This window comes from Pseudonocardia sp. (genome assembly GCF_050246655.1).
GTDB lineage: Bacteria > Actinomycetota > Actinomycetes > Mycobacteriales > Pseudonocardiaceae > Pseudonocardia.
The window spans coordinates 49,631-61,059 of the sequence record NZ_JBFWVQ010000015.1 but is presented as its reverse complement, the minus strand read 5'-3'; the positions used below and the strand labels follow the sequence as shown (position 1 = coordinate 61,059).

Sequence of the window (11,429 nt, the reverse complement as noted above, 5' to 3'; positions counted from 1 at the left end):
CCCCGACTTCGTGCTGACGACCAACGGTCAGGCCCAGGACCTCGCGGAGTTCCGGGCCGGCCACGAGCGGGTCTACCCGACCGCGATCACCTACCGCGTCGAGTACGACGAGACGTGCTGGGTCGAGGCCGGCGACCGCCTGGCCGCGCGGGTGTGGATCACCACGCAGCGGCCGGACGAGCCGCCGCACCGGATCGAGGTCGTGCTCGTCGCCGAGTACCGGGCGGGGCGCCTGCTGCGGTTGCACGAGCTGACCTGGCCGGACTGGTCGCGGCTGGCCGCGTTCGACGCCTACCCGGGCGGGTAGCGGTGGGCCGGCTGGTCGCAAAGGCCGGGCGCGCCTCGCAGACGCCGGGCGCGCCTCGCAGACGCCGGGTGCGCTTCGCAGAGGCCGGGTGCGCCTCGCAGAGGCCAGGCGCGCCTCGCAGAGGCCAGGCGCGCTTCGCAGACGCCGGGCGCGCTTCGCAGAGACCGGGCGCGCTTCGCAGAGACCGGGTGCGCCTCGCAGACGCTGCAGCCCCTGCGAAGCGGGTCGAGACCCTGCGAGGTCGGGGCTCGACCCCTGCGAGGCGCGTCGACACCCTGCAAAGCCAGGGCTCAACCCCTGCGAGGCGGGTCGAGACCCTGCGAGGTCAGCGGGATCACGGCGCCGGCGGGCTCGGCAAGAGCTCGCAGAGGCCAGACGCGCCTCGCATACGCCGCAGCGCCTGCGAGGCGGGTCGAGACCGTGCGAGGTCGGGACGGCGACCCGGCGTAACGCTCCCGGCGCCACGGACGAGCCCGCGGACGACGGCGTCGGTGCAAGTAGGGCGGGCGCGACGAGCGAAGGGAAGCGACGTGCAGATCGCCATGATCGGGCTGGGCCGGATGGGCGCCAACATGGTCCGCCGGTTGATGCGGGCGGGCCACGAGTGCCATGTGTACGACGTCTCGCCCGATGCGGTCGCCGCGCTGGAGCAGGAAGGGGCACGCGGGGCGTCATCGGTCGAGGACCTGGTCGCAGGGCTCGCCGCACCGCGGACGGTGTGGATGATGCTCCCCGCGGCGATCACCGGAGATACAGTGGGCGACCTGCTCGGCCTGCTCTCCCCCGGCGACGCGATCGTCGACGGTGGCAACTCCTCCTACCGCGACGACATCGACCGCGCGGAGGCCGCCGCGGCCCGTGACGTCGACTACGTCGACTGCGGGACCAGCGGCGGGGTGTGGGGCCTGGAGCGCGGCTACTGCCTGATGATCGGTGGGCCGGACCGGGCCGTGCGCCGGATCGAGCCGGTCTTCGCCGCGCTCGCCCCCGGCGTCGACGCCGCGCCGCGCACGCCGGGCCGGTCGGGCGAGCCGTCGCCCGCCGAGCAGGGCTGGCTGCACTGCGGGCAGGCGGGGGCGGGCCACTTCGTGAAGATGGTCCACAACGGCATCGAGTACGCGCTGATGGCGGCCTACGCCGAGGGGCTCAACGTGATCCGCAACGCCGGAGTGGGGGTCCATCCGGCGACCGCGGACGCGGAGACGGCCCCGCTGCGCGAGCCGCGCTACTACCCCTACGACGGGATCGACCTGGCCGAGGTCGCCGAGGTGTGGCGGCGCGGCAGCGTGATCGGCTCGTGGCTGCTGGACCTCACCGCCGAGGCGATGCAGGCCGACCCGGAGCTGGAGCAGTTCAGCGGGCGCGTCTCGGACTCCGGGGAAGGCCGCTGGACCTCGATCGCCGCCATCGAGGAGGGCGTTCCCGCGCCGCTGCTCACCGCGGCGCTCTACAGCCGCTTCGCCTCCCGGGGCAGCGACCTGTTCGCCGACAAGGTCCAGTCCGCGCAGCGCCTGCAGTTCGGCGGGCACCACGAGAAGCCCGGAGGTCACCGGTGACGGGCGCACCCGGTGGCGTCCTGGTCCTCTTCGGCATCACCGGCGACCTCGCGCGCAAGAAGATCATCCCGGCGCTGTACCGGCTCACCGAGCGCGGCGAGCTGACGGTGCCGGTGATCGGTGTCGCCCTCACCGACTTCGACGACGCGGCGCTGCGCGCGCACATCGCCGACTGCATCGGCCCGCAGGCCGACCGGCAACCGCTGGAGCAGCTGCAGAAGGCCACCACCATCGTGGCGGGCGACTACGCGGACGCCTCGACGTTCACCCGGCTGGCAGCGGCGGTGAGCGAGCGCGCCGGGCCGGACGCGCTCGCCGTCCAGTACCTCGCCGTGCCGCCCGCCCTCTTCGGCACGGTCGCGGACGGGCTCGCCGCGGTCGGCCTGCACACCCGGTCGCGCCTGGTCGTCGAGAAGCCGTTCGGGCACGACCTCGCGTCCGCCCGCGCGCTCGATGCGCTGCTCAAACGACACTACCCCGAGGAGCGAGTGTTCCGCGTCGACCACTTCCTCGGCAAGGAGCCGGTGGAGGACCTGCTCGTCCTGCGGTTCGCCAACACGCTGCTCGAACCGCTGTGGAACCGGCACTGGATCGACCGCATCGAGATCACCATGGCCGAGGACTTCGACGTCGCGGACCGGGGCTCGTTCTACGACGCCGTCGGCACGGTCCGCGACGTGGTGCAGAACCACCTCCTGCAGGTGCTCGCCTACCTGATGATGGACGCCCCGCTCACCGACGCCGCCGACGACCAGCGCGACGCCAAGAGCCGGCTGTTGCGTGCCGTGCGCGCGCTGGACCCTGCGGAGGTGGTCCGCGGGCAGTACGACGGCTACGCCGACACCCCCGGCGTCGCCGCGGGCTCCACGACCGAGACGTACGTGGCCGCGACCTTCCACGTCGACGACTGGCGCTGGGCCGGTGTGCCGGTCCACCTGCGGGCGGGCAAGGCACTGCCCGTCACACTGCTGGACATCGTCGCGGTGCTGCGGCCGACGCCGCGCAACCTGTTCGGAGCGGAGTCGCCGAACCGGATCCGGCTGCGCCTGCAGTCCGGTGCGGGAGTCACGTTCACGATGCTCGCCAAGCGGCTGGGCTCCGGCGACCGGACTGTCGAGATCCCGGTGGCCGCCGAGTTCCGCTCGGTGCTGGGCAGGCCGGAGGAGGCGTACGAGCGGATCTTCGCCGACGCGCTGGCGGGCGACCCGACGCACTTCGCCCGGATGGACACCATCGTCGAGGCGTGGCGGATCGTCGCCCCGATCCTGGACGACCGCTCCGCGCCCGCGCCCTACCGCCGCGGCACGTGGGGACCGGCCGCGGCCGAGCACCTGCCGGGGGCCGCGGGCTGGGTGCCGCTGCCGCCGCCCGCCTGAAGCGCGCGCAGCCCTGCGGGACGCGGCAGGTGAAGCGTGGGACGTCTCGTGCGGGTCCCGCGCCGCCTTGAGGCGCAGCCGGGCGAACGTCTCGGCATCGAACGCGGACGCCGCGTCGGGCGGCACCCCGACGTCCGCCGACGCCGCTGCTGACACCACGTCGGGGAGCACCCGACGTCCGCCGACGCCGAACCCGCATCCGCCACGGCCCGACCCGCCGCGGACCGACTGCCCGCCCACCCTGCCGGGGACCTGGAACACACGTTCCGGCCCGGGCACACACCCCGTGGTGCTCACACACACCGCCCACGGGCTGTGCGAGCGCCACCACATGTGTGCGAACGACCGAACATATGTGCGAGCCGCGCCGCGGGCCGCCGGTGTCCCAACTCGTGCCATCCAGGTGCGAGCGATGGAGCATATGTGCGAGCCGCGCCGGGCCGCCGGTGCTCCGATTCGTGCCATCCAGGTGCGAGCGACGGAGCATATGTGCGAGCCGCGCCGGGCCGCCGGTGCTCCGATTCGTGCCATCCAGGTGCGAGCGACGGAACATGTGTGCAAGCGCCCGAGCCCGCGGCCGCGCCTGCACCCACAACCGGGACAGCCACCGGAACCGGGGCGACGGCCCCGCGCGGTGTGTACTCCGAGCATGATCGCCAGGAAGGGGGCATGACGCCCGTATCCGGGCCTGCCGGCACATTCTCGGTGATCATGACCGGCGAACGGCTCCCGAGCCGTCACCGCGCGCCGGGCCGCACCCCGACCAGCATCATCAACGTGTCGACCAGCTCGTCGAGCGCCGCGTCCTGCGCCGCGCCCCGCAGCTCGCCGCACCACAGCGGCGCCTGGGACATCGCCGCGTGCATGCACTGCAGGACGGTGCCCACCCCGGTGACGACGAACTCCCCCGCCGCGACCCCGTCCTCGATCACCGTGCGGAACACCTGGTCGTGGCGCCTGCGCAGCTCCTTGATCCGCGCGCGCTGGGCGTCCGGCCACTTCCGGGGGACGAGGAAGAGCCGCAGCGCCGCCGGGTACTCGCGCACGGCGATGCCGACGTGCTCGCGCAACAGCGCCCGCAGCCGCGCGCGCGCCGTGCCCTCATGCGCGGCGGGGAGCCGCTCGAGCCGGCCCGTCCAGTCCGCGCCGAGGGTCTCGATCGCGGCCGTGACCAGCTCCTCCTTGCTGGGGAAGTAGTAGTAGAGCGAGCCCTTGGTGACGTCGAGGCGCTCGGCGACGTCCTCCAGGCTCACCGCGTCGAAGCCGCGCTCGCCGAACATCTCCGCGGCGACGGTGAGGATCTCGCGGATCCGGCGGCCCCGCTTGCGCTCGACCCGGCTCAGCGGCATCGCGACCTGCTCGCTCACACCGACCACCTCCGCCCGGATCCTCCCAGGAAACTGACTTACTAGTCAAATCTCGACTCAGAGTCTTGACTCTGTAGTCAAAGTTCGTCATGGTGGTCAGCAGTCACCGCCGACGAGGAGGCCGCCAATGACCGACTACGAGGACGTCCGCTACGAGGTCGAGGGCTCGACCGCCGTGATCACCATCGACCGGCCGCACCGCTACAACGCGTTCCGCGGCCGCACCGTCGAGGAGCTGATCCACGCGTTCCGGGCGGCGTGGGCGGACCGCGCGGTGCAGGCCGTGATCCTCACCGGCGCAGGTGAGAAGGCGTTCTGCACCGGCGGGGACGTCAAGCAGCGCGCCGAGACCGGCGACTACGGGCCCACCGAGTCCGGCATGTTCGAGATCGGCTACCTGCACAAGCTGATCCGCGACATCCCCAAGCCCGTCATCGCCGCGGTGAACGGGGTGGCGATCGGCGGCGGGCACGTCCTGCACGTCCTGTGCGACCTCACGATCGCCAGCGAGACGGCCCGGTTCGGCCAGGCCGGGCCGCGCGTCGGCTCCTTCGACGCCGGGTTCGGCTCGGCCTACCTCGCCCGCGTCGTCGGCGAGAAGCGGGCCCGCGAGATCTGGTACCTGTGCCGCCAGTACGACGCGCACACCGCGGAGCGCTGGGGTCTGGTCAACGCCGTCGTCCCGGCCGGGCGGCTGCTCGACGAGGCAAAGGTGTGGGCCGCCGAGATCGGCGAGAAGAGCCCGACGGCGATCCGCTTCCTCAAGCAGTCCTTCAACGCCGACACCGACCACCAGGCGGGGCTGTCGAACCTCGCGATGTCCGCGCTGGACCTGTTCACCGCCTCTCCCGAGGGTCTGGAGGGTGCGGCGGCGTTCGCCGAGAAGCGCGCGCCGGACTTCGCGAGCCACGTGACCGGGCACTGAGATGGACTTCGCACCGACCGCGCAGCAGCGGGCGTTCCGCGACCGCGCCCGCACGCTCGCCCAGGACGTGCTGCTGCCCGGCTACCAGGAACGGGAGCGGGCCGCCCGGATCGACCCGGGCCTGCGCCGCGAGATCGGCGCGCTCGGCCTGATCGCCCCGGAGCTGCCGGTGGAGCTGGGCGGCCGCGGCGCGGACCGGCTCACCGCAGGGCTCGTCACCGAGGAGATCGGCCGCGGCGACATCAACGTCGCCTACCTGCAGGTCGTCGGCTCGCTCGTCGGGCAGATCCTCGCCGCGAACGCCACGCCGGAGCTGGCCAAGGAGTGGGTACCGCGGATCTGCAGCGGCGAGGAGATCGTCGGGATCGGGCTCACGGAGCCGCACGCCGGATCGGACGCCGGGATGCCGCGGCTCGTGGCGGAACGGGACGGCGACGGCGACGGCGCGGACTGGGTGCTCACCGGCGCCAAGTCCCTGTCGTTCGCCCGCGACGCCGCAGCCACGGTCGTCGTCGCCCGCACCGGCCCGTCACAGCAGCGGGGCCGCGACATCAGCGCGTTCCTCGTCCCACTGGACCTGCCCGGGATCACCCGGGAACCGGTGCCGGACATGGGCACGAAGGCCGTCGGCCGCGGCCTCGCGCACCTGGACGGCGTGCGGATCCCCGCCGACCACCTGCTCGGCGAGCAGGGCCGCGGCTTCGGCCAGGTGATGCAGGGCTTCGACTACAGCCGCGCCCTGATCGGCCTGCAGTGCGTGGGCGCGGCGGCCCAGACCGTCGACGAGACGTGGGCCTACGTGAGCACCCGCGAGGCGTTCGACCGGCCGCTCTCGACGAACCAGGGCGTGGCGTTCCCGCTGGCCGAGGCGGAGACCCTGCTCACGGCGGCACGGACGCTCTGCCAGCGCACGCTGTGGCTCAAGGACACCGGAGCGGCGCACACCGCCGAGGCGGCGATGTGCAAGTGGTGGGCGCCCAAGACCGCCTACGAGGTCATCAACCAGTGCCTGCTGCTGCACGGCCAGTACGGCTACCGCACCGAGCTGCCCGTCGAGCAGCGGCTGCGCGACGTGCTCGGCCTGCAGATCGGCGACGGCACCGCGCAGATCATGAAGCTCGTCATCGCCCGGCAGAAGCTCGGCCGCGAGCTCGCACCCTGAGAGGACCACCATGGGAAAGCTGGACGGCAAGACCGCGATCGTCACCGGCGCCGGGCGCGGCATCGGCCGGGGCATCGCCGAGAAGCTCGCCGCGGAGGGTGGGCGCGTCGTCGTCACCGACATCGACGAGGCGACCGCGAAGGAGACCGCGCAGGCCGTGGGCGGGGTCGGGATCCGGACGGACGTCACCTCCCGCGAGTCCGTGGACGCGATGGTCGAGCAGGTGCGCCGCGACCTCGGCCGCATCGACGTCCTGGTCAACAACGCCGGCTGGGACAAGGTCGGCCCGTTCGTCGACTCGGACCCGGCGGACTGGGACCGCATCGTCGCCATCAACCTCTACGGCGTCCTGCACACCACCCACGCCGTGCTGCCGGTGATGATCGCGCAGGGGTCGGGGACGGTGGTCACCATCGCCTCGGACGCCGGGCGCGTCGGTTCCTCGGGCGAGGCCGTGTACTCCGCGGCCAAGGGCGGGATCATCGCGTTCACCAAGACGATCGCCCGCGAGACCGCCCGCAACGGGATCACCGCGAACTGCGTGTGCCCCGGCCCGACCGACACCGCGCTCTTCGCCTCCGTCGGTGGCGACAACCCGAAGCTGCGGGAGGCGCTGACGAAGGCGATCCCGCTGCGCCGCCTCGGGCAGCCGTCGGACCTCGCCAACGCCGTCGCCTTCCTGGCCTCCGACGAGGCCGCGTTCATCACCGGGCAGACCGTCAGCGTCAGCGGCGGTCTCACGATGTGCTGAGAGGATCGTCGTGACCTTCGAGACCCTGCTCACCACCGAGCGGACCGACCGGCACACCCGGGACGGGTACTGGCGCAACCGGGTGATCACCGACTTCCTCGACGAGCACGCCGACACGACCCCGGACAAGGTCGCGTTCGTCGACTCCCGCCGCAGCGTCACCTACGCCCAGCTGCGGCACGAGGTGGACCGCTGCGCCCTCGGGCTGCTGGGGCTGGGTGTCGGGCCCGGCGACGTCGTGTCGTTCCAGCTGCCGAACTGGATCGAGTGGGTGGTGCTGCACTACGCCGCGACCCGCATCGGCGCGATCTCCAACCCGCTCATCCCGATCTACCGCGAGCGCGAGGTCGGCTTCATGGTGGGCCTGGCCCGCTCGAAGGTGATCGTCGTGCCGCGGGAGTTCCGCGGGTTCGACCACGTCACCATGGTCGAGAAGCTGCGCCCGGACTGGCCCGCGCTGGAGCACGTCCTGGTCGTCGGCGAGCCGTCCTGGGACGACTTCGTGGCCACCCCCTGGGAGGAGCGCCGCGACCCGACGGAGCTGGCGGCGCTGCGTCCCGACCCCGACGACGTCACCCTGCTGATCTTCACCTCGGGCACGACCGGCGAGCCCAAGGGCGTGATGCACACCCACAACACCGTCGTCGCGGCCAACGACCCGCTGCCCGCGCGGCTGGGCATCACCGCGGACAGCGTGATCCACATGGCCTCGACGCTCGCCCACCTCACCGGCTTCCTCTACGGCGCCCGGCTGCCCGTGCAGAACGGCGCCACCGGGATCCTGCAGGACGTCTGGAACGCCACCCGGTTCGTCGAGCTGGTCGAGGAGCACGGGATCACCTACACGTCGGCGGCGACGCCGTTCCTGCACGACCTGGTGGCCGCGCCGAACCTGGCCGCCCACGACGTCTCCACGCTGCGGCGCTTCTGCTGCATGGGCGCACCGATCCCCCGGGTGCTGGTGCGGGAGGCGCGGGCGAAGCTGCCCGGGCTCGTCGTCGTCGGCGGCTGGGGACAGAGCGAGGACGCGCTGGTCACCCTCGGCATCCCCGGCGACCCGGACGACAAGATCATCGACACCGACGGCTACCCGTGGCCGGGCATGCGGATCCGGGTCGTGGACGACCTCGGCGACGAGCTGCCCCCGGGCACGGACGGGCGGCTGCAGGTCACCGGGCCGTTCCTGTTCGTCGGCTACGCCGAGCGCCTCGACGCCACCCGCGCCTGCTTCGACGGCGAGTGGTTCGACACCGGCGATCTCGCGAACATCGACGCCGACGGCTACCTGCGCATCTCCGGGCGCACCAAGGACGTGATCATCCGCGGCGGGGAGAACATCCCGGTGGCCTACGTGGAGAACGTGCTCTACGAGCACCCGGACGTCGCCGCGGTCGCCGTCGTCGGGATGCCGGACCCGCGGCTGCAGGAGCGCGCGTGCGCGTGCGTCGTGCTGAACGCCGGGGCGGAGCTGACGTTCGCCGGGATGCGGGAGTTCCTTGCGGGCAAGGGCGTGGCCAAGCAGTACTGGCCGGAGCGGCTGGAGGTGCTGCCCGAGCTGCCCCGCACGCCCAGCGGCAAGATCCAGAAGTTCCGGCTGCGCGCGCTGGTCGGGGAGGCGCCGTGACCGGCCTCGCGCACGACTACCTGGATCTCGACAGCCTGCTCTCCCCCGAGGAGCGCGCGCTGCGCGAGCGTGTGCGCGGGTTCGTCGACGAGCGGATCCGGCCCCACATCGCCGCCTGGTACGAGGCCGCGCACTTCCCGCGCGAGCTCGTCCCCGAGCTGGGGGCGCTCGGCCTGCTCGGCATGCACCTGCACGGCCACGGGTGCCCGGGCCGCAGCGCCGTCGAGTACGGCCTCGCCGCGATGGAGCTGGAGGCGGGCGACTCGGGGCTGCGCACGTTCGTGAGCGTCCAGGGCTCGCTCGCGATGAGCGCGATCGCGAAGTTCGGCTCGGACGACCAGCAGCGACGGTGGCTGCCGGGGATGGCCGCGGGGGAGCTGATCGGCTGCTTCGGGCTCACCGAGCCCACCGCGGGCAGCGACCCGGCGAGCATGCGCACCACTGCCCGCCGCGACGGCGACGGCTGGGTGCTCGACGGCGCCAAGCGCTGGATCGGGCTCGCCTCGATCGCCGACGTCGCCGTCGTCTGGGCACGCACCGACGACGGCACGGGAACGATCAGAGGCTTCCTCGTCCCCACCGCCACTGACGGGTTCACCGCCACCCCGATCACCGGCAAGCTCGGCATGCGGGCCTCGATCCAGTGCGACATCGCGCTGGACGGCGTCCGTGTCGGCGATGACGCCCTCCTGCCCGGAGCCACCGGGCTCACGGGTCCGTTCTCCTGCCTCAACGAGGCCCGCTACGGGATCATGTGGGGCGCGATGGGCGCCGCCCGCGACGCCTACGAGGCGGCGCTGCGCTACGCGCTGGAGCGCCGTCAGTTCGGGGTGCAGATCGCGGCGTTCCAGCTCACGCAGCAGAAGCTCGTCGACATGGTTCTGGAGATCCAGAAGGGAGTGCTCGTGGCCCTGCACACCGGCAGGCTCAAGGACGCCGGACGGCTGCGCCCCCAGCAGATCAGCTTCGGCAAGCTCAACAACGTGCGCACGGCCATCGCGATCTGCCGCGAGGCCCGCACCGTGCTGGGCGGTAACGGGATCACCCTGGAGCACGCCCCGCTACGGCATGCGAACAACCTGGAGGCGGTCCGCACCTACGAGGGCACCGACGAGATCCACACCCTGATCATGGGCCGGTCGGTCACCGGGATCCCGGCCTTCGGAGGTGCTGCGTGACGACGAGCGACTACTACCTGCTCGACGACACCCTCCCGCCGGACGCCCGCGCCGTCCGGGACCGGGTGCGGACGTTCGTCGACGCCGAGGTCCTCCCGGTGATCAACGACTACTGGGACCGTGCGGAGTTCCCGTTCCCACTGGTGCCGAAGCTGGCCGCGCTCGGCGTCGTCGGCGGGGTGATCGAGGGATACGGCTGCCCCGGCCTGTCCCGGCTCGCCGCCGGGATGGTCACCCGGGAGATGTCGCGCGGCGACGGCAGCGTCAACACGTTCCTCGGCGTGCAGACCGGCCTCGCCATGGGGTCGATCGCGTTGCTCGGCAGCGAGGAGCAGAAGGCACGGTGGCTCCCGGCGATGGCGGCGCTGGACGCGATCGGCGCGTTCGCGCTCACCGAGCCCGGCCACGGGTCCGACTCCGTGCGCCTGGAGACCACCGCCCGCCGCGACGGGGACGGCTGGGTGCTCGACGGCGCCAAGCGCTGGATCGGCAACGCGAGCATCGCCCAGGTCGTGGTGGTGTGGGCGCGCGACGTCGCCGACGGCCGGGTCAAGGCGTTCGTCGTCGAGCCGGGGACGGAGGGCGCCGAGGGCTTCACCACCGAGCTGATCACCGGCAAGATCGGCAAGCGCGCCGTGTGGCAGCCCGACGTGACGCTGCACGGCGTGCGTGTCCCGGCGGACCACAAGCTCGCGGGCGCGGAGTCCTTCCACGACGCCACCCGCGTGCTCACGGCCACCCGCGGGGGCGCGGCGTGGGAGTCGCTCGGGCACGCGATGGCGGCCTACGAGATCGCCCTGGAGTACGCCACGCGGCGCGAGCAGTTCGGCAAGCCCATCGCGGGCTTCCAGCTCGTGCAGCACAAGCTCGCCGGGATGCTCGCCGAGGTCACGTCCATGCAGCTCTACTGCTTCCGGATGGCGCAGCTGCAGGAGGAGGGCCGGTTCACCGGGCCGATGGCGTCGCTCGCGAAGCTCCACCACGCCCGCGCGGCCCGCCAGGTGTGCCTGGACGCCCGCGACGTCCTCGGCGGCAACGGGCTGTTGCTGGAGAACCACGTCGCCCGCCACCTCACCGACATGGAGGTCGTGCACACCTACGAGGGCACCGACCACATCCAGGCGCTCATCGTCGGGCGCGACGTCACCGGGATCGCCGCGTTTTCCTGATCACCCGGAATCGG

Annotated in this window: 10 protein-coding genes; 9 read left to right on the top strand and 1 reads right to left on the bottom strand. The window is 72.6% G+C overall.

The annotated features are described in order from the left end of the window. The 3 genes from AB7J25_RS08085 to zwf form a co-directional block, all read left to right on the top strand. Positions 1 to 307 (top strand): hypothetical protein (locus tag AB7J25_RS08085; protein WP_428506682.1); only part of this gene is annotated, 307 nt, incomplete at its 5' end. 530 nt (positions 308 to 837) lie between these two features. Then, on the top strand, positions 838 to 1,863 hold the full coding sequence (gene gnd, locus AB7J25_RS08080; protein WP_428506680.1) for a phosphogluconate dehydrogenase (NAD(+)-dependent, decarboxylating): 1,026 nt from the start codon (positions 838 to 840) through the stop codon (positions 1,861 to 1,863). Beyond that, positions 1,860 to 3,239, top strand: a complete 1,380-nt coding sequence (zwf, locus tag AB7J25_RS08075) for a glucose-6-phosphate dehydrogenase (protein WP_428506678.1) — start codon at positions 1,860 to 1,862, stop codon at positions 3,237 to 3,239. The genes gnd and zwf overlap by 4 nt, the downstream gene beginning before the upstream one ends. A gap of 737 nt (positions 3,240 to 3,976) precedes the next feature. Here zwf and AB7J25_RS08070 read toward each other — a convergent pair. Then, the gene (locus AB7J25_RS08070; protein ID WP_428506676.1) at positions 3,977 to 4,606 is read right to left on the bottom strand and encodes a TetR/AcrR family transcriptional regulator; all 630 of its coding nucleotides are present in this window, start codon (positions 4,604 to 4,606) and stop codon (positions 3,977 to 3,979) included. 127 nt (positions 4,607 to 4,733) lie between these two features. Here AB7J25_RS08070 and AB7J25_RS08065 point away from each other — a divergent pair, with 127 nt between their 5' ends. From AB7J25_RS08065 to AB7J25_RS08040, 6 genes are read left to right on the top strand one after another with little or no spacing between them, the layout of a single operon-like run. Then, the gene (locus AB7J25_RS08065) at positions 4,734 to 5,531 is read left to right on the top strand and encodes an enoyl-CoA hydratase-related protein (protein WP_428506674.1); all 798 of its coding nucleotides are present in this window, start codon (positions 4,734 to 4,736) and stop codon (positions 5,529 to 5,531) included. Position 5,532: 1 nt separating this feature from the next. Continuing rightward, on the top strand, positions 5,533 to 6,693 hold the full coding sequence (locus tag AB7J25_RS08060) for an acyl-CoA dehydrogenase family protein (RefSeq protein WP_428506673.1): 1,161 nt from the start codon (positions 5,533 to 5,535) through the stop codon (positions 6,691 to 6,693). A gap of 10 nt (positions 6,694 to 6,703) precedes the next feature. Further along, positions 6,704 to 7,444 (top strand): SDR family NAD(P)-dependent oxidoreductase, encoded by a 741-nt coding sequence (locus AB7J25_RS08055; protein ID WP_428506671.1) that lies wholly within the window; start codon positions 6,704 to 6,706, stop codon positions 7,442 to 7,444. Positions 7,445 to 7,454: 10 nt separating this feature from the next. Beyond that, positions 7,455 to 9,068 (top strand): AMP-binding protein, encoded by a 1,614-nt coding sequence (locus tag AB7J25_RS08050; RefSeq protein WP_428506669.1) that lies wholly within the window; start codon positions 7,455 to 7,457, stop codon positions 9,066 to 9,068. Next, complete coding sequence (locus AB7J25_RS08045) at positions 9,065 to 10,246, top strand: acyl-CoA dehydrogenase family protein (RefSeq protein WP_428506667.1); 1,182 nt, start codon at positions 9,065 to 9,067, stop codon at positions 10,244 to 10,246. Before AB7J25_RS08050 ends, AB7J25_RS08045 begins: the two co-directional genes overlap by 4 nt. Then, positions 10,243 to 11,415: an acyl-CoA dehydrogenase family protein gene (locus AB7J25_RS08040; RefSeq protein ID WP_428506665.1), complete on the top strand. Its 1,173-nt coding sequence runs from the start codon at positions 10,243 to 10,245 to the stop codon at positions 11,413 to 11,415. Before AB7J25_RS08045 ends, AB7J25_RS08040 begins: the two co-directional genes overlap by 4 nt. The last annotated feature ends 14 nt before the right edge of the window (positions 11,416 to 11,429 follow it).